Raw genomic sequence first — 20,806 nt, 5'->3', positions numbered from 1 at the left:
CAGAGTCCGTAACTCACGGATAGTCATAGGGAATGGGTAGTGCTAGGACTCTTCAATAAAAAAACCAGTGCGCTTCTGGGGATCGACATCAGCTCCACGTCGGTGAAGCTACTGGAACTCAGTCGCCAGGGTGACCGCTATCGGGTCGAGGCTTATGCGGTGGAGCCGCTGCCCGCCAGTGCCGTGGTCGAGAAAAATATCGCCGAGCTTGAAGGTGTGGGGCAGGCCCTTGCGCGCGTGCTGTCCAAGGCAAAGACGGGTCTCAGGAACGTTGCCGTGGCCGTCGCCGGTTCGGCGGTGATCACCAAGACCATCGAGATGGACGCTGGTCTTTCCGACGACGAGATGGAAAACCAGCTGAAAATAGAGGCCGATCAGTACATTCCTTATCCGCTGGACGAGGTGGCGATCGACTTCGAGGTGCAGGGCGCATCGGTGCGCAACCCAGAGCGGGTCAATGTGCTGCTGGCAGCCTGTCGCAAGGAAAACGTCGAGGTTCGTGAAGCGGCCCTGGCCCTGGCCGGGTTGACCGCGCGGGTGGTCGATGTCGAAGCCTATGCCCTGGAGCGATCGTTCGGCCTGCTGGCCACCCAGCTGGCCGCCTCTCAGGAGCGTCTGACCGTGGCGGTGGTGGATATCGGCGCGACCATGACCACCCTGAGCGTGCTACACAACGGGCGAATCATCTATACCCGCGAACAATTGTTCGGCGGCCGTCAACTGACGGAAGAAATCCAGCGTCGTTATGGCCTGACAATCGAGCAGGCGGGGCTGGCGAAGAAACAGGGCGGTTTGCCGGACGATTACGTCAGCGAGGTGTTGCAGCCGTTTCGTGACGCGTTGGTGCAGCAAGTGTCGCGTTCGTTGCAGTTTTTCTTTGCCTCCGGCCAGTACAACTCGGTCGATCACATCCTCCTGGCTGGCGGCACCGCCTCGGTTCCGGGGCTGGATCGGTTGATCGAGCAGCGACTGGGTACGCCGACTCAGGTCGCCAATCCATTTTCCGACATGACCCTGAGCAGCAAGGTCAACGCCGGTGCCCTGGCCAGCGATGCCCCGGCACTGATGATCGCCTGCGGGCTGGCCCTCAGGAGTTTCGACTGATGGCGCGGATCAATCTTTTACCCTGGCGCGAAGAGTTGCGCGAAGTGCGTCGCAAACGCTTTTTGCTGGCGTTGGTCGGTGTGCTGGTGGGATCAGTGGGGGCGCTGTTGATCGCGGATCAGGTCATAAACAACGCCATTGATCGGCAAGTTGCCCGTAACGACTACATCGGCAAGCAGATTGCCGTGGTCGATGGGCGGATCAAACAGATCAGCGACCTGAAGGCTCGTCGTCAGCAACTCGTCGAGCGCATGCGCATCATCCAGGACTTGCAAGGCAACCGCCCGATCAGCGGAAGGATTTTCGATCAGTTGGCGCGCACCTTGCCGGAAGGAGTGTATTTCACCGAAGTGAAAATGATCGGCAAGACCTTGTCCATCACTGGCGCGGCGGAGTCCAACAATCGTGTTTCGGATTTGATGCGCAATCTTGATGCGTCCGACTGGTTCGACGCGCCCAATCTCACGGAAGTCAAAGCGACCACTGCCGGTCAACTGGATCAGGCCAATGTTTTTCAGTTGACCGTCCGTCAGACTCAACCCGCCATTGTGGGGGGTGCCAAATGAGGCCGTCCGAATGGTTCGAAGGGTTGCGCCAGATCGATATCAACGATCTGGACACCAACAACATGGGGTCCTGGCCAGCGGCGATCAAGGTTCTGGCGAGTGTTCTGCTCATGGTTCTGGTGCTGGTCCTGGGCTACAGCTTCTTGATCGGCGATCTGCAAAACCACCTGGAACTCAAGCGTGAGGAAGAATCCACGCTCAAGGAGCAGTTCGCGAGCAAAGCCCATATGGCGGCTAATCTGGAGCTGTATACCCAGCAGATGAAGGAAATGGAGAACTCCTTCGGCGTGTTGTTAAGGCAATTGCCCAGCGACACCGAAGTGCCCGGCCTGTTGGAGGACATCACCCGAACCGGTCTGGGCAGCGGCCTGGAGTTCGAAGAAATCAAGCTGCTCCCGGAGGTCACCCAGCAGTTTTACATTGAACTCCCTATCCAGATCACCGTCACCGGCGCTTATCACGATCTGGCCACTTTCGTCAGCGGCGTGGCCGGGCTGCCGCGGATTGTCACCCTGCATGACTTCGACCTGGCGCCGGCCAATCCCGATGGCGGTCCGAAGTTGCGCATGAGCATCCTTGCCAAGACCTACCGCTACAACGACAAAGGGGTGCAGAAATGAGCCCGATTCGTTGTCTGTCGATGGTTATGTGCCTGGTCGTCCTGGCCGGTTGTGGCGGCGACGATGGTTTCAGCGACATCGACGCCTACCTGAACGAAGTGCGTCTGCGTGCGCCCGGCAAGATTGAACCAACGCCGACATTCCGGTCTTACCCGACATTCACCTACAACGCTGCCAACCTGCGCAGCCCGTTCTCCCGGCAGGTCAAAGTCGATCTGGCCGGCCAAAAGCACGGCTCGCGCAACGTCAAGCCCGATCCCAATCGGGTCAAGCAGTACCTCGAAGGTTTCAACATCGAGCAATTCGAAATGGTCGGCACGATCTCCAATGCCGCCGGCTCCTTTGCGCTACTACGCGGGGCGGGCGGCGTGCATCGGCTGAAAGTAGGTGATTACCTGGGGCGTAACGATGGACGAATCGTCGCCATCAGCGGTTCACAAGTAGAAGTGGTCGAAATCGTTCCCGATGGCGAGGGCGCCTGGCTGGAGCGGCCGCGGACCATCCCTTTGAAAGAGCACTCATAGTGGAACTCGTATAATGAACAGGATTTTCTCAGCCTTCGGTATTTCGCTATGGATAGCGTTTCTGTCGCCGATGGTACAGGCGGCCAACCTCAAAGCGCTGGATGTCGCCGCGCTGCCCGGTGACCGTATCGAGTTGAAGTTATCGTTCGATGGGCCACCGCCCCAGCCTCACGGTTATACGACAGAGCAGCCTGCGCGGATTGCGCTGGACCTGCCGGGGGTCACCAGCCAGTTGGCGAACAAGAGTCGAGACCTGGGTGGCGGCAATGCCCGCAGCGCCACGGTGGTGGAGGCCAAGGACCGCGCACGGCTGATCATCAGCCTGACTCAATTGACCCCGTATAACGCACGCGTCGAAGGCAACAATCTGTTCGTGGTCGTCGGGGAGGGCGCCGGTAACAAGACGCCCAAGCCAATCGCCAGCGTGCCGCGCACCGCCATGGCGAACCCGGTGCCTGCCAGAGTCAATGCGCCCGTGGGCAAAGCCATTCGCGGCGTGGATTTCCAGCGTGGCACCCAGGGCGAAGGCAATGTGGTCATCGATTTGTCGGATCCGTCCATCGCCCCGGACATCCAGGAGCGCGATGGCAAGATCATCGTCGGTTTCACCAAGACCCAATTGCCTGAACGGTTGCGCGTACGCCTCGACGTCAAGGATTTCGCCACGCCGGTGCAGTTCGTCAACGCCAGCGTCACGGGCGACCGGGCCATTATCAGCATCGAACCCAGCGGCGCCTTCGATTATTCGACCTATCAGACCGATAACAAGCTGACGATCAGCATCCGTCCGATGACTGTCGATGATTTGCACAAACGCAATGCCGAACGTTTTGCCTACAGCGGTGAAAAGCTCTCGCTGAATTTCCAGGACATCGATGTGCGCTCGGTGCTGCAATTGATCGCCGATTTCACCAATCTCAATCTGGTGGCCAGCGACACGGTGCAGGGTGGCATCACGTTGCGCCTGCAGAATGTGCCGTGGGATCAGGCGCTGGACCTGGTGCTCAAAACCAAAGGTCTGGATAAACGCAGGATCGGTAACGTGCTGCTGGTGGCGCCGGCCGATGAAATCGCCGCCCGGGAGCGTCAGGAACTGGAGTCGCAGAAGCAGATCGCCGAGCTCGCGCCTCTGCGTCGCGAATTGTTGCAGGTCAACTACGCCAAGGCCGCCGATATCGCCAAGCTGTTCCAGTCGGTGACCAGCGCCGAGGCGAAAATCGACGAGAGAGGTTCTATCACTGTCGATGAGCGGACCAACAACATCATTGCCTACCAGACCCAGGACCGTCTCGACGAACTGCGTCGCATCGTTGCACAACTGGATATTCCCGTGCGCCAGGTGATGATCGAGGCGCGCATCGTCGAAGCCAACGTCGATTACGACAAAAGTCTCGGCGTGCGCTGGGGCGGTTCGGTGCAGAAGGGTAACTGGAATACCTCCGGGGTCAACGGCTCCTCGACCACCGTTGGTACGCCGGGCAGCACCAGCACCAACTCGCCGTTCGTCGACCTGGGAACCTCCTCCAACACCTCGGGGATCGGCATCGCCTTCATTACCGACAATGTGCTGCTGGACCTTGAGCTGTCGGCCATGGAAAAAACCGGCAACGGGGAAATCGTCTCGCAGCCCAAGGTGGTCACGTCTGACAAGGAAACCGCGAAAATCCTCAAGGGCACCGAGATTCCCTACCAGGAAGCCAGCTCCAGCGGCGCCACATCGGTGTCGTTCAAGGAGGCTTCGCTGTCCCTGGAAGTGACGCCGCAGATCACCCCGGACAACCGCATCATCATGGAGGTCAAGGTCACCAAGGATGAGCCGGACTACCTGAACAAAGTGCAGGACGTGCCGCCGATCAAGAAAAACGAGGTCAATGCCAAGGTGCTGGTCAACGATGGCGAGACCATCGTCATTGGTGGGGTTTTCTCAAATACTCAGAGCAAGGTTGTAGATAAGGTGCCATTTCTTGGCGATGTGCCGTATCTTGGCCGCCTTTTCCGGCGTGACGTGGTTTCGGAGAAAAAATCCGAGCTGTTGGTCTTTCTCACTCCGCGTATCATGAACAATCAGGCGATTGCTGTGAGTCATTGATTCTGTGCGAAATTTGATTCTTGTTGGACCGATGGGGGCTGGTAAAAGCACCATCGGCCGGTTGCTGGCCAAAGAGCTGCGCCTGCCGTTCAAAGATTCCGATAAGGAAATTGAATTGCGCACGGGCGCCAATATTCCGTGGATTTTCGATAAAGAAGGCGAGCCGGGCTTTCGTGACCGCGAGCAGGCGATGATTGCCGAGCTGTGCGCGTCCGACGGCGTGGTATTGGCGACCGGTGGCGGGGCGGTGATGCGCGAAGCCAATCGCCGGGCGCTGCATGCTGGCGGTCGGGTGGTCTATCTGCATGCGTCTGTCGAGCAGCAGGTCGGCCGAACGGCTCGCGACCGCAATCGGCCGCTGTTGCGTACCGCCGATCCAGCCAAAACCCTGCGGGACTTGCTGGCGATCCGTGATCCGCTGTATCGGGAAATAGCCGACCTGGTGGTGGAAACCGATGAGCGGCCACCGCGGATGGTGGTGCTCGATATTCTCGAGCGCTTGCAGCAGCTACCGCCCCGTTAATGCGCGGCGCGAAATGCGCTATCCTCGGCGTCCTGTCGCAGCCGCTCCAGGTTGTGGCGGATGCCTACCGAACGGCGTCACACCAGCAGATGCCGTGGAATTCGTTAACTCAAGGCAGGATGCCTGATTCCATCTTCACTGTGGGGACACATGCAGACACTCAAGGTCGATCTAGGCGAGCGTAGCTACCCGATTCATATTGGCGAAGGTTTGTTGGATCAGCCTGAGCTACTGGCCCCGCATATCCGCGGGCGGCAGGTGGCGATCATCTCCAACGAGACTGTCGCGCCGCTCTACCTCGAGCGTCTGACCCGCAGTCTGGCGCAGTTCTCGGTGATTTCCGTGGTGCTGCCCGACGGCGAAGCCTTCAAGACCTGGGAAACCCTGCAACTGATTTTCGACGGCCTGCTGACCGCACGGCATGATCGCCGCACCACGGTGATCGCCCTCGGCGGTGGCGTGATCGGTGACATGGCCGGTTTTGCGGCCGCCTGCTACCAGCGTGGCGTCGATTTCATCCAGGTGCCGACCACGTTGCTGTCGCAAGTCGACTCCTCGGTGGGCGGCAAGACCGGGATCAATCACCCACTGGGCAAGAACATGGTCGGCGCCTTCTATCAGCCCAACGTGGTGCTGATCGATACCGCCACCCTCAAAACCCTGCCGGCCCGCGAACTGTCTGCGGGGCTGGCGGAGGTCATCAAGTACGGGTTGATCTGCGACGAACCGTTCCTGACCTGGCTCGAAGAAAACGTCGATCGCCTGCGAGCGCTGGACCAGAGCGCCCTGACTTACGCCATCGAACGCTCCTGTGCGGCCAAGGCTGCGGTGGTCGGTGCCGACGAGAAAGAGACCGGCGTGCGTGCCACGTTGAACCTGGGCCATACCTTCGGCCACGCGATCGAAACCCATATGGGCTATGGTGTCTGGTTGCATGGTGAAGCGGTCGCTGCTGGCACCGTAATGGCTCTGGAAATGTCCACGCGCCTGGGCTGGATCAGCGAACAGGAGCGCGATCGCGGTATTCGTCTGTTCCAGCGTGCCGGCCTGCCGGTTATCCCGCCGCAAGAGATGACTGAAGCCGATTTTCTCGAACACATGGCAATTGACAAGAAAGTGATCGACGGTCGTTTGCGCCTGGTGCTGCTGCGCCATATGGGTGAAGCAGTGGTGACCGACGATTATCCGAAAGAGGTTTTACAGGCCACGCTGGGAGCGGATTACCGCACCCTGGCTCAGCTTAAAGGTTAATAAGATCCCGATGACTAGTTTGCATGCCGACGAGGCTTTCCTCGGCCATTACCAGTTAAGTCATGACCCTTTCGCTCCACGGGTACCTGGCTTCAAATTCTTCCCGGCCCAGCGCAAACCGGTGCTGGGACAACTGCATCACCTGGCGCGTTACAGCCAGTTGCTGCTGGTGGTCACTGGCCCTCAAGGCAGCGGCAAAACCTTGTTGCGCCAGGCTCTGGTGGCCAGCACCAACAAACAGTCAGTGCAGAGTGTGGTGGTTTCCGCCCGTGGCGCCAGCGATGCCGCTGGCGTGCTGTATCAGGTGGCTCAGGCGCTTAACGTCGAGCAGGCCGAGATCGGCGCGATCCTGGCTCAAGTGGTACAGCTTGCGCTCACGGGGCAGGAAGTCTATTTGCTGGTGGATGACGCCGAGCAACTCGACGAGTCTGCGCTGGAGGCCCTGTTGGCCCTGGCTGCCGGTGCTCCGGAAGGACGTCCGCACGTGTTCCTGTTCGGCGAGTCCTCGCTGATTGCTCAACTTGAAGCACTGAGCCTCGAGGAAGAACGTTTCCACGTCATCGAGCTGCAGCCTTACACCGAAGAAGAAACCCGCGAATACCTGGATCAGCGTCTCGAAGGCGCCGGCCGGGGGATCGAACTTTTCACCGCGGATCAGATCTCTGATATTCACGAAAGCTCCGACGGTTGGCCTGGCAACATCAACCAGGTCGCCCGCGATGCAATGATCGAAGCCATGATTGCCAGCCGCTCAGCGGTGAAGCGTCCAAGTATGGGGTTCAACATGCCGAAGAAACACGTATTGGCGATTTCCGCCGTTGTCGTGGTCGCGGTAGCTGCCGCCTGGTTGATGCCGGGTCGCAGCAAAGCACCGACCACCGGCGTGCCTGCCAACGAACAGGCGCAACTGCCGCTGGGCCAGGGCACGCCACAACCTAACAGCGGCGGTGCACCCGCCGTGGAGTTCGCTGGTAACTCACAACCGATGCCATTACCGTTGGTCGGTAACTCGCAGCCGGTGATGCGTGGTCCACTGGCCGAAGCGGCCGGTGGCATTACCGAAGGCGATGACGGCGTGCCGGTCGAAGGCTCCAGCGCCATACCGCCGACCGTGACCACCACTGCGCCGCCGGCAGGCGTTCCGGCGGGGCCTGCGCCGACACCGACACCGACCGCCAAGCCGACGCCTGCGCCGACACCGACACCGACCGCCAAGCCGACGCCTGCACCGACCCAGGTCGCGACCGCCAAGCCAGCGCCTGCGCCGGTTGCCAAACCAGCCCCAGCCCCCGCCAAGCCGGTCGCTGCCGTTAAGCCTGTCGAGAAGCCAGCCGAGAAGCCAGTCGTGGCCAAAGCCGCCGGTGGCAGCTGGTACGCCGGTCAGGCGCCGGGTAACTATGTGGTGCAGATCCTCGGCACCAGCTCCGAATCGGCCGCGCAAAGTTTCGTCAAGGAGCAGGGCGGCGAGTACCGTTATTTCAAGAAAGTGCTCAACGGCAAGCCGCTTTACGTCATCACCTACGGCAGCTTCGCCAACCGCGATGCAGCCGTTACCGCCATCAAGGCCTTGCCAGCGAAGGTTCAGGCTGGTAAACCTTGGCCTCGCACTGTCGCCAGCGTCCAACAGGAACTGGCAACAACTCGCTGAAGATTCGGCGGCCTTACCCAGGCCGCCTCTCCAAGCACCTCAAAATTTCTGCAAGTGCATGCCGTCTCTACAGACCGCGTGCCTTGTGGTGTCTGCGTCACAGTAGTCTTTGAGTCGCTGCGGTCAAAATTAAAAAAGTTTTGACTAGCACAGCATATCGCTTTAAACCTTTCACAAATGCGACATGGATTTGCGACATTTCGTCGTCAAATTTGTGAGCCTCTGTGTCGGTGTGTACAATGACCTCCCTTTTGCCCCCGCAAAGCTGGCGTACGTTCGGCGTGGAAGGTAACTGGTTGAATTGAAAAGAAATTTGCCTCGATTAGAGGCAGCCTGGTGAGAAAGCGTCTATGAAAGCAGGTCTGTACCAACCAGATGAATTCAAGGATAACTGCGGTTTCGGCCTGATAGCCCATATGCAGGGCGAGCCCAGTCATACCCTTTTGCAAACGGCCATTGAGGCCCTGACCTGCATGACCCACCGCGGTGGGATCAACGCCGACGGCAAGACCGGTGACGGTTGCGGTCTGCTGATTCAGAAGCCGGATGTGTTCCTGCGTGCCATCGCCCAGGAAACCTTCGGTGTCGAACTGCCCAAGCAATATGCCGTGGGCATGGTCTTCTTCAACCAGGATCCGGTCAAAGCCGAAGCCGCTCGCGAGAACATGAACCGCGAGATCCTGGCCGAAGGCCTGACCCTGGTCGGCTGGCGCAAAGTGCCGATCGACACCAGCGTCCTTGGCCGCCTGGCCCTCGAGCGTCTGCCACAGATCGAACAAGTGTTCATCGGTGGTGAAGGCCTGAGTGATCAGGACATGGCGATCAAGCTGTTCAGCGCCCGTCGTCGTTCGTCCGTGGCCAACGCCGCCGACGTCGATCACTACATCTGCAGCTTTTCCCACAAGACCATTATTTATAAAGGCCTGATGATGCCGGCGGATTTGACCGCCTTCTATCCAGACCTCAGCGATCAGCGCCTGCAAACGTCGATCTGCGTGTTCCACCAGCGCTTTTCGACCAACACGCTGCCGAAATGGCCGCTGGCGCAGCCATTCCGATTCCTCGCCCACAACGGCGAGATCAACACCATCACCGGCAACCGCAACTGGGCCGTGGCCCGTCGCACCAAGTTCACCAATGATCTGATGGATCTGGAAGAACTCGGCCCGCTGGTCAACCGTGTCGGTTCCGACTCCTCCAGCATGGACAACATGCTCGAGCTGATGGTCACCGGTGGCATCGACCTGTTCCGTGGCGTGCGGATGATCATTCCGCCTGCGTGGCAGAACGTCGAAACCATGGACCCGGATCTGCGTGCGTTCTACGAATACAACTCGATGCACATGGAGCCGTGGGACGGCCCGGCCGGCGTGGTCATGACCGATGGTCGTTATGCGGTGTGCCTGCTCGACCGTAACGGCCTGCGTCCGGCGCGTTGGGTGACTACCAAGAACGGTTTCATCACCCTGGCCTCGGAAATCGGTGTCTGGAACTACCAGCCTGAAGACGTGATCGCCAAGGGTCGCGTAGGGCCGGGCCAGATCTTTGCCGTGGACACCGAAACCGGTCAGATCCTCGACACCGATGCCATCGACAACCGCTTGAAGTCCCGTCATCCGTACAAGCAATGGCTGCGCAAGAATGCCCTGCGTATCCAGGCGACCATGGAAGACAACGACCACGGTTCAGCGTTCTACGACGTCGATCAGCTCAAGCAGTACATGAAGATGTACCAGGTCACGTTCGAAGAGCGCGACCAGGTGCTGCGTCCGCTCGGCGAGCAAGGCTACGAAGCGGTCGGTTCGATGGGCGACGATACGCCGATGGCCGTGCTGTCCCAGCGCGTGCGCACGCCGTACGACTATTTCCGCCAGCAGTTCGCGCAGGTCACCAACCCGCCGATCGACCCGCTGCGTGAAGCCATCGTCATGTCGCTGGAAGTCTGCCTCGGCGCCGAGCGCAACATCTTCCAGGAGTCGCCGGAACACGCCTCGCGCGTGATCCTCAGCTCGCCGGTCGTTTCTCCGGCCAAGTGGCGCTCGCTGATGAACCTCGATCGCCCAGGCTTCGAGCGTCAGATCATCGACCTCAACTACGACGAGAGCGTCGGCCTCGAAGCGGCGGTGCGTAACGTCGCCGATCAGGCTGAAGAAGCCGTGCGCGCCGGTCGCACCCAGATCGTGCTGAGTGACCGCCACATCGCCCCGGGCAAGCTGCCGATCCACGCTTCGCTGGCGACCGGTGCCGTGCACCACCGCCTGACCGAAAAAGGCCTGCGTTGCGACTCCAACATCCTGGTGGAAACCGCCACCGCTCGCGATCCGCATCACTTCGCGGTGCTGATTGGTTTCGGTGCCTCGGCGGTCTACCCGTTCCTGGCCTACGAAGTGCTGGGCGACCTGATCCGCACCGGTGAAGTGCTGGGCGACCTCTATGAGGTGTTCAAGAATTACCGCAAAGGCATCACCAAAGGCCTGTTGAAGATCCTGTCGAAGATGGGGATCTCGACCATCACCTCCTATCGCGGAGCACAATTGTTCGAAGCGATCGGCCTGTCCGAAGAAGTCTGCGAACTGAGCTTCCGTGGTGTGCCAAGCCGCATCAAGGGTGCGCGCTTCGTCGACATCGAAGCCGAGCAGAAAGCCCTGGCGGCCGAAGCCTGGAGCCCGCGCAAGCCTATCCAGCAAGGCGGTCTGCTGAAGTTCGTCCACGGTGGCGAATATCACGCCTACAACCCGGACGTGGTCAACACCTTGCAAGCCGCAGTGCAGCAGGGCGACTACAGCAAGTTCAAGGAATACACGTCACTGGTGGATAACCGCCCGGTGTCGATGATCCGCGACCTGCTCAAGGTCAAGACCCTCGACACGCCGCTGGACATCAGCGAAGTCGAGCCTCTGGAATCGGTACTCAAACGCTTCGACTCCGCGGGCATCTCTTTGGGCGCGCTGTCGCCGGAAGCCCACGAAGCCCTGGCCGAAGCCATGAACCGCCTCGGTGCGCGTTCGAACTCCGGCGAAGGCGGTGAAGACCCGGCGCGCTACGGCACCATCAAGAGCTCGAAAATCAAGCAAGTGGCCACGGGTCGTTTCGGTGTGACGCCGGAATACCTGGTCAATGCTGAAGTGCTGCAGATCAAAGTCGCCCAAGGCGCCAAGCCAGGCGAAGGTGGTCAGTTGCCAGGCGGCAAGGTCAACGGTCTGATCGCCAAGCTGCGTTACGCAGTGCCGGGCGTGACCCTGATTTCGCCTCCGCCGCACCACGACATCTATTCGATCGAAGACTTGTCGCAGCTGATTTTCGACCTGAAACAAGTCAACCCGAACGCATTGGTTTCGGTGAAACTGGTGGCAGAAGCCGGCGTCGGCACCATCGCGGCCGGTGTGGCCAAGGCCTACGCGGACTTGATCACCATCTCCGGCTACGACGGCGGTACCGGTGCATCGCCACTGACCTCGATCAAATACGCGGGCGCACCGTGGGAACTCGGCCTGGCCGAAACCCACCAGACCCTGCGTGGCAACGACCTGCGCGGCAAAGTCCGGGTACAAACCGATGGCGGCCTGAAAACCGGCCTCGACGTGATCAAGGCTGCGATCCTCGGCGCTGAAAGCTTCGGCTTCGGCACCGCGCCAATGATCGCCCTGGGTTGCAAATACCTGCGCATCTGCCACCTGAACAACTGCGCCACCGGCGTCGCGACTCAGAACGAGAAGCTGCGCAAGGATCACTACATCGGGACCGTCGACATGGTGGTGAATTTCTTCACCTACGTCGCCGAAGAAACCCGTGAGTGGCTGGCCAAGCTGGGCGTGCGCTCCCTCGAAGAGCTGATCGGCCGTACCGATCTGCTGGACGTGCTTGACGGCCAGACCGCCAAGCAGAACCACCTGGACCTGACTCCGTTGCTCGGCAGCGATCACATCCCGGCAGACAAGCCTCAATTCTGCCAGGTCGACCGCAACCCGCCGTTCGACAAAGGCCTGCTGGCCGAAAAAATGGTCGACATGGCCACCTCGGCGATCAACGACCTGAGCGGCGCCGATTTCGCTCTGGATATCTGCAACTGCGACCGTTCCATCGGTGCGCGGATCTCCGGTGAAATCGCTCGCAAACACGGCAACCAGGGCATGGCCAACGCGCCGATCACCTTCCGCTTCAAAGGCACGGCAGGTCAGAGCTTCGGCGTGTGGAACGCTGGCGGTTTGAACATGTACCTGGAAGGCGATGCCAACGACTACGTCGGCAAAGGCATGACCGGCGGCAAATTGGTCATCGTTCCGCCAAAAGGCAGCCTCTACAAGACTCAGGACAGTGCCATCATCGGCAACACCTGCCTGTATGGCGCCACCGGCGGCAAGCTGTTCGCCGCCGGCACCGCGGGCGAGCGTTTCGCGGTGCGTAACTCCGGTGCTCACACCGTGGTGGAAGGCACGGGCGATCACTGCTGCGAATACATGACGGGTGGTTTCGTCTGCGTGCTGGGCAAGACCGGTTACAACTTCGGCTCAGGCATGACCGGCGGTTTCGCCTACGTGCTCGACCAGGACAACACCTTCGTTGACCGGGTCAACCACGAACTGGTGGAAATCCAGCGGATCAGCGGTGAGGCGATGGAAGCCTACCGCAGCCACCTGCAACGCGTGCTGAACGAATACGTTGAGGAAACCGACAGCGAGTGGGGTCGTGAACTCGCCGAAAACCTTGATGACTACGTGCGCCGTTTCTGGCTGGTCAAGCCAAAGGCTGCCAACCTGAAGTCGTTGCTTTCCAGCACCCGTGCCAACCCGCAGTGATATGCGCCTGAAGAGTTTGATGAGGTTTTAACAATGGCTGAACGTCTGAATAACGACTTCCAGTTCATCGATGTCGGGCGCAAGGATCCGAAGAAGAAACTGTTGCGTCAACGCAAGAAAGAGTTCGTGGAAATCTACGAACCGTTCAAACCCCAGCAGTCGGCCGACCAGGCCCACCGCTGCCTGGGTTGCGGCAACCCGTATTGCGAGTGGAAGTGCCCGGTGCACAACTTCATTCCCAACTGGCTCAAGTTGGTGGCCGAGGGCAACATCCTCGCCGCCGCCGAGCTGTCGCACCAGACCAACACCCTGCCGGAAGTCTGCGGCCGTGTGTGTCCCCAGGATCGTCTGTGCGAGGGTGCCTGCACCCTCAACGACGGTTTCGGCGCGGTGACCATCGGTTCGGTCGAGAAGTACATCACCGACACCGCGTTCGCCATGGGCTGGCGTCCGGACATGTCCAAGGTCAAGCCGACTGGCAAGCGTGTTGCGGTAATCGGTGCGGGCCCTGCGGGCCTGGGCTGTGCCGACGTGCTGGTGCGTGGCGGCGTGACGCCGGTGGTATTCGACAAGAACCCGGAAATCGGCGGTCTGCTGACCTTCGGTATTCCTGAGTTCAAGCTGGAAAAGACCGTGTTGAGCAATCGCCGCGAAGTCTTCACCGGCATGGGCATCGAGTTCCGCCTGAACACCGAAGTGGGCAAGGACGTGACCATGGAACAACTGCTCGAAGAATTCGATGCGGTCTTCATGGGCATGGGCACCTACACCTACATGAAGGGCGGCTTCGCCGGCGAGGACCTGCCGGGCGTGCACGATGCGCTGGATTTCCTGATCGCCAACGTCAATCGCAACCTGGGCTTTGAAAAGTCGCCGGAAGACTTCGTCGACATGAAAGGCAAGAAAGTGGTGGTGCTGGGCGGCGGCGACACGGCGATGGACTGCAACCGTACCTCGATTCGTCAGGGCGCCAAGGCGGTGACCTGTGCCTATCGGCGTGACGAAGCGAACATGCCGGGCTCGCGCAAAGAGGTGAAAAACGCCAAGGAAGAAGGCGTGAAATTCCTCTACAACCGCCAGCCGATCGCGATCGTCGGTGAAGACCGTGTCGAAGGCGTGAAGGTGGTCGAGACCCGTCTCGGCGAGCCGGACGCCCGTGGCCGTCGCAGCCCCGAGCCGATCCCGGGTTCCGAAGAGATCATTCCGGCCGACGCCGTGGTCATCGCCTTCGGCTTCCGTCCAAGCCCGGCACCGTGGTTCGAGCAGTTCAGCATCCAGACCGACAGCCAGGGCCGCGTCGTGGCGCCGGAACAAGGCCAGTACAAGCACCAGACCAGCCACCCGAAAATCTTCGCCGGTGGCGACATGGTGCGCGGTTCGGACCTGGTGGTGACGGCGATCTTCGAAGGTCGCAATGCCGCTGAAGGGATCCTGGATTACCTGGGCGTCTGATCAAAAGCTTCGCCGGCAAGCCGGCTCCTACAGGATTGCGCATTACCTGTAGGAGCTGGCTTGCCAGCGATTGGCCCTACCTGACGAGGCAGATTTGTCGCCTGCCACCCGCGACAAATTGACCCGATAGACAAAAGGAACGGCTCTTGCCGTGCCTTTTGCGTCGCGCTCTGAGAAAATGCCCGCACTTTTTTTCCGGATGCCGACATGACTGCCCTGAAGAACGACCGTTTCCTTCGCGCCCTGCTCAAGCAACCCGTAGACGTCACCCCCGTGTGGATGATGCGTCAGGCCGGTCGCTACCTGCCTGAATACCGCGCCAGCCGTGCCAAGGCCGGCGACTTCATGAGCCTGTGCATGAACCCGGCGTTCGCGTGCGAAGTCACCCTGCAACCGCTTGACCGCTATCCGCAACTGGACGCGGCGATCCTCTTCTCCGACATCCTCACCATTCCCGATGCCATGGGCCAAGGCCTGTACTTCGAGACCGGTGAAGGGCCGCGCTTCAAGAAAGTCGTCAGCACCCTGGCCGACATCGAAGCCTTGCCGATTCCTGATCCACAAAAAGACCTCGGTTACGTCATGGACGCGGTCAGCACCATCCGCCGCGAACTGAACGGTCGCGTGCCGCTGATCGGTTTCTCCGGCAGCCCATGGACCCTGGCCACCTACATGGTCGAAGGCGGCTCGTCGAAAGACTTCCGCAAAACCAAGGCCATGCTCTACGACAACCCGCAAGCCATGCACCTGCTGCTGGACAAGCTCGCGCAGTCGGTCACGTCCTACCTCAACGGCCAGATCCTGGCCGGCGCGCAAGCGGTGCAGATATTCGACACCTGGGGCGGTAACCTTTCGGCAGCGGCCTATCAGGAATTCTCCCTGGCCTACATGCGCAAAATCGTCAGCGGCCTGATCCGCGAACACGAAGGCCGCAAAGTACCGGTCATCCTGTTCACCAAGAACGGCGGCCTGTGGCTGGAAAGCATCGCCGACGCCGGCGCTGATGCGCTGGGCCTGGACTGGACCTGCGACATCGGTGAGGCCCGTCAGCGCGTCGGCAACAAAGTCGCCCTGCAGGGCAACATGGACCCGACCGTGCTTTACGCCAAGCCAGAAGCCATCCGCGCCGAAGTCGGCCGGATCCTCGCCAGTTACGGCAAGGGCAGTGGCCACGTGTTCAACCTCGGTCATGGCATTACCCCGGAAGTTGATCCGGAGCACGCAGGCGCTTTCTTGCGCGCGGTGCATGAACTGTCGGCGCAGTATCACGAGTGATCGTCGCCCGATAAAAAACGCCCGGCATTTGCCGGGCGTTTTTGCATCAAAATCAAAAGATCGCAGCCTTAAGCTTTCAAATTCTCCAACGGCGGCAACTTCGCCAATTTCAACGCCACCAACAGCGCAATCACCAGCAATGCGCTGATGAACAGCCCGATCCCGTTCCAGCCACCCAGATGCCAGGCCATACCGCCCGCCGTACCCGCGATACTCGACCCGGCGTAATAGCTAAACAGGTACAACGACGTCGCCTGCCCCTTGGCCTTGGTCGCGCGACGGCCGATCCAGCTGCTGGCCACCGAATGCGCGCCGAAGAAGCCAAAGGTGAAGATCAGCATGCCAATGATCACCACCGGCAGCGGCGTGAACATCGTCAACGCAAGGCCCGCTAGCATGGCCACAATGGTTGCCCAGAGCACTTTGCGCCGGCCGAGTTGGTCGGCCAGGGCGCCGATTTTCGCCGAGCTGTAGATGCCCGACAGGTACACCACCGAGAGCAGTCCGACGAAGGCCTGATCCATGTGATACGGCTCGGCCAGCAGGCGATAGCCGATGTAGTTGAACAGGGTGACGAACGCTCCCATCAGCACGAACGCCTCGACAAACAGCAGCGGCAGGCCGGCGTCGCGAAAGTGCATGGTGAAGCCGTCCAGCAAACTGCGCGGATGTAGCGAGCGAGCGCGGAAGTTGCGCGACTCGGGAAGGATTTTCCAGAACACCACGGCGGCAATCAGCGCCAAGCCGCCGATGACCAGCATTGCCGTGTGCCAGCTGACGAAGTCGATCAGTACGCCAACGATCAACCGTCCACACATGCCGCCGATGGCGTTGCCGCCGATGTACAAGCCCATGGCCAGGCCGATGTGCTGCGGGTGAATTTCTTCGCTCAGATAAGTCATCGCCACCGCCGCCAGACCGCTCAACGACAGCCCAACCAGCGCCCGCATCACCAGCACGCCTTGCCAACTCGGCATCGTCGCGCTGGCCATGGTGCAGAGTGCGGCGGCGAACAGCGCGGCAACCATCACCGGTTTACGCCCGATGCGATCGGAGATGGGGCCGGTGATCAACAAGCCGATGGCAAGCATGCCGGTGGCGACCGACAGGATCAGGCTGCTCTGGGCCGCATTGATGGAAAACTCGCGGGACAGCAGCGGCATCATCGGCTGCACGCAGTAGAGCAGGGCAAAGGTCGCGAAGCCGCCCGAGAACAGCGCCAGCACCGTGCGCATGAACATCGGCGTGCCTTTTTCGATGTAGATCTCGTTGCGTTCAACGACGACATCGTTCAACGCGGCGGGCGGAATTTCATGGGCGAGTGGGGCGACAGCAGTTTTCACTTCGGACCTCGGAGAGCGCAGCCGGTCAGGCAATGAAAAAATCATATAGCTGGCTAATGTTTCTATCCAATATATTGTTCGACCTGTTTGATAGGTTTAACGACCTAATGGAGTTTCCATGGAATTGCGTCACCTGCGCTACTTCATTGCCGTCGCCGAAGAACTGCATTTCGGCCGCGCCGCCCAGGTGCTGGGCATCTCACAGCCACCGCTGAGCCAGCAGATTCAGGCGCTGGAACAGGAAGTGGGCGCGCGTCTGTTCGAGCGGACCAATCGTCGGGTCGAACTCAGTGAGGCCGGTCGGCTGTTTCTTGAAGAGGCGCGGCTGGCGCTGGCTCAGGTCGACAAAGCGGCGGATGTGGCTCGGCGGGCACAACTCGGTGAGTTGGGTGAACTGAAGATCGGCTTCACCTCGTCGGCCCCCTTCAACTCGACCATTCCTCAGGCGATTTTCTCGTTTCGCCAGCGCTTTCCGGCGGTGCACCTGAATCTGCGGGAGATGAGCAGCACCCAAGTGGCCGATGCACTGGTGGATGAGTCGATCGAAGTCGGCATCATGCGACCGCTGGGGTTGCCGGACTCGCTCAGTGTGGTGGAGCTGATGCGCGAGCCATTGGTGGCGGTACTCAGTTCCAAGCATCCGCTGGTGAACGGCAGCGAAGAAGGCCTGTTCCTGTCAGCCCTGGCCCTCGAACCGTTCGTATTTTTCCCACGCAGTTATGGCAGCGGTCTGTACGCACAACTGCTCAGCCTGGCGCGGGACGCCGGCTTCAGCCCACACTTTGCCCAGGAGGCTGGCGAGGCGATGACCATCATCGGGTTGGTGGCGGCGGGGCTTGGGGTATCGGTGTTGCCGGCCTCTTATCAGCGGATGCGCATTGATGGCGTGGTCTATCGCCCGTTGCTGGATCCGGAAGCGGTATCGGCGGTGTGGCTGGTGCAGCGCAAGGATCAGAAGTCGCCGATGGCGAAGGCGTTTGTGGAGTTGCTGACGCGTAAGGTTGAGTCCATAACGTGATGCTCTATCAAATCAAAAACTTCCCGTTTTGGTGGTTTTTTTTGTCCGCGAAACGAGCCTTTTGTAAAGTTTGAATTGGTGAATTAGATAGGTCGAGAGTGTGATGAAGTAGAGTGCGGAGATGGTTAAGTGGCTTGGGGTAATCCAGTAATAAATGCTTTCAATAAGCAATGCCGATGAAAGTGCCGTTGCAAATAGTGCTAGCGTAAACGAGATTGTGCTCGCTGGCTTTTTATGCTTTAACCGTTTGTAGAGTGGCAGCTGGGCCAGAGATGATAGTAGAAGTATCGCCAGTACCTCGGTTGTAGTGATAAGTGGAATGGCTATTGAATCTTGCGTGGCGATGTAGATGCCGCTTCGGTAATTTGAAATTACGATATAGTAGTTCATGAGTGAAGAGATAATTAGTGTCGTGAAATACAGGGTTGGAAATATAGTGTTAATCATAGCGCCTTCCTGACAAAGGCAGTCAGATGCGATCTGACTGCCTGGGTAGTGATTAAAATGGCTGAGGTTGATATCCCATTCCGACTAAGTGTATTTTGTGCTCGCCTGAAATATCTATCTCGTAACTTGTCCCCGGCAGCGCCCTGCCAGCAGTAGTTAATTCTTCTAATGCGCGAGGTCTGTTACTTGCGTTGAAATCGTATCTGTCATGGTAGGCCTTTATCACCCCAATGAATCGCCAGGCCCCATCATGGCTTCGTGTGAAATCACCTGCCATGTTCAAAGTGATTCGGCCCAGATAAGCTCCGGTTGCAATACTGTCGTCAAATGTATTGTATTCAACGCGCGGGTCAACCAGATGATACGCGCCAGGTGATTTCGTGTTTTCAATGGCCTGTCTTAATAGCGGTAACTTATGCTCCAGAATGTTAAGCCCGATGGTGTTTATATCGACTTCAAGTTTTTGCCCGTTTCCCCATAGGTAATGCCCAAGTGCTTTGACTGGGCTAAACGTGCCTCCGGAAAGCTTTGGCGTTTCCAGTTTGTAAGAAGTGCTGTCTACGTATTTGGAGTTGGCAATGGCAATAATGGCTTCTCTTGCACTGAATCCGCTTTTTTGAAGGGCGTCAGCCAAGCTAAAATTTACGACTTTATTTTTGAATAAATCATCGTTGATTCTCCAGTGTGGGTCTACCCAGCCACGATCACTTTCTACGATGCGCCAAATATCTTTTATTGCGCCGTAGGCATCGTTTTTGTTTAAAGCTTTATCCAGTATTCGTAAATTGAAGGTGAAGTCATCAAGCCCTGTCTGGCGCTTTATCATATCGATGTTGTAGGCTTTATTTTCTTCAGTAACCACCTCGGGTTGAGGGGGAGGAGAAACGTAAGTGCCATCAATGATGATGCCGTCTGTAGACCAGTATCCTCCCGACGAACCTTTCCAGGTTCCAGTAACGTGTGTAGCGGGTAAGTCAATTCCATTTCGTGTCATTACCTACATCCTTGTTCGGTATTGATTAATTAAACTTCTGAGTCGTATATTTAAACTCCCTAACAATTAACCATGGATCAAAAAGGCGCTCAATGGGGTAAGTACACACTCGGAAATGTATTACATGTATTACGGAATGGTCCGGTGATTCGGGGGGGAGACTTTATCCAGTCGGGGAATTATCATCGATACAAGCGGCGTTCCCGAAAGGGGCTTGTGAGACTCTGAGGATCCTGGGCAACCAGCCATCGCAGAGCCAGGCAGGTACCGGGCGATGACAAGCCGACCTGTTTGTGAAAGGACGCCGAAAGGCGCCCTTTGTCGCTCTCGGATGACGAGCCTCAGTCAACGTGCGCCAAATCACCGCGCAACGCTACGCTGGACACCACCAGGCCGGCGCGGCACTGGAATTTTTCGGGGTCTTTGTACAGGTCGCGATTGTCGACGCTGGCGATGTTGATCACCGCGTTGGCATCGGCTTTTTTCGCAGCGTCCTGCAAGGTTGCCAAGGCCGATTGCAGGGCCCAGAAGCAGGCATCCTGATCAGATTTGTTGGAGCCGTTGGTTTTGCGGCTGCTGCTCACGGTATCGAGCTTGCGCACTTGCTTGGGCAAGGATTCGCCGGCCAGGTAGAACTTGACGCTGCCGTCCAGCAGACCGGCGTCGGTGGCGCGTTTTACGCCTTCGCGAAAACTCAGGTACGTCGGCTCTTCGGCGCCTTGTTTGATGATGCCCAGTTCGTTGACCTGCTCGATGGTCGGGTCGAAGGACAGTTCCTTGAGCACGTTGTCACGCAGTTTGTTGACCCAGCGGTTGTAGTTGCCGTGGATCTTGCCGTTCTTATAGTCCAGGCCGTAGCTGCTGCGGTAGTCGATTTCGAACGAGGTCGGGGTGAACGGGATATCGACTTCGGCGTGGTGCCGGCCACGGACGGTGATGGCGGCCTTGATCATGCCTGGACGTACCGATTGCACGACCCATTGACGGTCATTCAGGGCGGTGACGATGGCGCGGCTCATCTGCGATTGGGTAAAGCCCAGGTCGCTGGAGAAGTTTTCCTTGGCGTTGTACACCGGCTTGCTGGTGCAGCCGCCCAGCACAAAGGCCAGGGCCAGCAAGGCGACGATGCGGTGAAACTGAGTCATTCCCTTCACTC

15 protein-coding genes are annotated in these 20,806 nt (G+C 59.1%); 12 read left to right on the top strand and 3 right to left on the bottom strand.

Annotation, left to right across the window (positions count from 1 at the left end; translation table 11 throughout):
- Window positions 1–39 precede the first annotated feature (39 nt).
- From HCU66_RS01800 to hemE, 11 genes are all read left to right on the top strand, one after another.
- A complete protein-coding gene (locus tag HCU66_RS01800; RefSeq protein ID WP_205886756.1) occupies window positions 40–1,104 on the top strand; it encodes a type IV pilus assembly protein PilM in 1,065 nt (354 codons plus the stop codon).
- Window positions 1,104–1,670, top strand: a complete 567-nt coding sequence (locus tag HCU66_RS01795; protein WP_205886755.1) for a PilN domain-containing protein — start codon at window positions 1,104–1,106, stop codon at window positions 1,668–1,670. Before HCU66_RS01800 ends, HCU66_RS01795 begins: the two co-directional genes overlap by 1 nt.
- Entirely contained in the window at window positions 1,667–2,290 is a 624-nt protein-coding gene (gene pilO, locus HCU66_RS01790; RefSeq protein WP_205886754.1) for a type 4a pilus biogenesis protein PilO, read from the top strand. The genes HCU66_RS01795 and pilO overlap by 4 nt, the downstream gene beginning before the upstream one ends.
- A complete protein-coding gene (locus HCU66_RS01785) occupies window positions 2,287–2,814 on the top strand; it encodes a pilus assembly protein PilP (protein ID WP_205886752.1) in 528 nt (175 codons plus the stop codon). Before pilO ends, HCU66_RS01785 begins: the two co-directional genes overlap by 4 nt.
- A gap of 13 nt (window positions 2,815–2,827) precedes the next feature.
- Complete coding sequence (locus HCU66_RS01780; RefSeq protein ID WP_205886751.1) at window positions 2,828–4,903, top strand: type IV pilus secretin PilQ; 2,076 nt, start codon at window positions 2,828–2,830, stop codon at window positions 4,901–4,903.
- Window positions 4,904–4,907: 4 nt separating this feature from the next.
- Window positions 4,908–5,426: a shikimate kinase AroK gene (gene aroK, locus HCU66_RS01775; RefSeq protein ID WP_019581860.1), complete on the top strand. Its 519-nt coding sequence runs from the start codon at window positions 4,908–4,910 to the stop codon at window positions 5,424–5,426.
- A 150-nt stretch (window positions 5,427–5,576) separates the two neighbouring features.
- A complete protein-coding gene (gene aroB / locus HCU66_RS01770; protein ID WP_205886750.1) occupies window positions 5,577–6,677 on the top strand; it encodes a 3-dehydroquinate synthase in 1,101 nt (366 codons plus the stop codon).
- Between the two features lie 10 nt (window positions 6,678–6,687).
- On the top strand, window positions 6,688–8,325 hold the full coding sequence (locus HCU66_RS01765; RefSeq protein ID WP_205886749.1) for an AAA family ATPase: 1,638 nt from the start codon (window positions 6,688–6,690) through the stop codon (window positions 8,323–8,325).
- A gap of 350 nt (window positions 8,326–8,675) precedes the next feature.
- Window positions 8,676–13,121 (top strand): glutamate synthase large subunit, encoded by a 4,446-nt coding sequence (gene gltB, locus HCU66_RS01760; protein ID WP_205886748.1) that lies wholly within the window; start codon window positions 8,676–8,678, stop codon window positions 13,119–13,121.
- Between the two features lie 33 nt (window positions 13,122–13,154).
- Window positions 13,155–14,573 (top strand): FAD-dependent oxidoreductase, encoded by a 1,419-nt coding sequence (locus tag HCU66_RS01755; RefSeq protein ID WP_205886747.1) that lies wholly within the window; start codon window positions 13,155–13,157, stop codon window positions 14,571–14,573.
- Between the two features lie 207 nt (window positions 14,574–14,780).
- Window positions 14,781–15,848 carry a uroporphyrinogen decarboxylase gene (hemE, locus tag HCU66_RS01750; RefSeq protein ID WP_205886745.1) on the top strand — a complete coding sequence of 356 codons (1,068 nt, stop codon included), beginning with the start codon at window positions 14,781–14,783 and terminating at the stop codon, window positions 15,846–15,848.
- Window positions 15,849–15,916: 68 nt separating this feature from the next.
- Here the strand turns inward: hemE and HCU66_RS01745 are convergent, their stop codons facing one another.
- Window positions 15,917–17,191, bottom strand: coding sequence for an MFS transporter (locus tag HCU66_RS01745; protein ID WP_205886743.1), 1,275 nt, complete (start codon window positions 17,189–17,191; stop codon window positions 15,917–15,919).
- A gap of 118 nt (window positions 17,192–17,309) precedes the next feature.
- On the opposite strand from HCU66_RS01745, the gene HCU66_RS01740 reads away from it, so the two are divergent.
- The gene (locus HCU66_RS01740) at window positions 17,310–18,209 is read left to right on the top strand and encodes a LysR family transcriptional regulator (protein WP_205886742.1); all 900 of its coding nucleotides are present in this window, start codon (window positions 17,310–17,312) and stop codon (window positions 18,207–18,209) included.
- 499 nt (window positions 18,210–18,708) lie between these two features.
- Here HCU66_RS01740 and HCU66_RS01735 read toward each other — a convergent pair whose 3' ends face one another.
- Window positions 18,709–19,650: a lipid II-degrading bacteriocin gene (locus HCU66_RS01735; RefSeq protein WP_205886741.1), complete on the bottom strand. Its 942-nt coding sequence runs from the start codon at window positions 19,648–19,650 to the stop codon at window positions 18,709–18,711.
- Between the two features lie 341 nt (window positions 19,651–19,991).
- A complete protein-coding gene (locus tag HCU66_RS01730) occupies window positions 19,992–20,795 on the bottom strand; it encodes a hypothetical protein (RefSeq protein WP_205886740.1) in 804 nt (267 codons plus the stop codon).
- Window positions 20,796–20,806 lie beyond the last annotated feature (11 nt).

Source organism: Pseudomonas frederiksbergensis (genome assembly GCF_017114915.1).
In the GTDB taxonomy this organism is placed as follows: Bacteria; Pseudomonadota; Gammaproteobacteria; order Pseudomonadales; family Pseudomonadaceae; genus Aquipseudomonas; species Aquipseudomonas frederiksbergensis_I.
The sequence above is the reverse complement of the archived record's forward strand: the minus strand, read 5'-3'. Positions and strand labels throughout refer to the sequence as shown.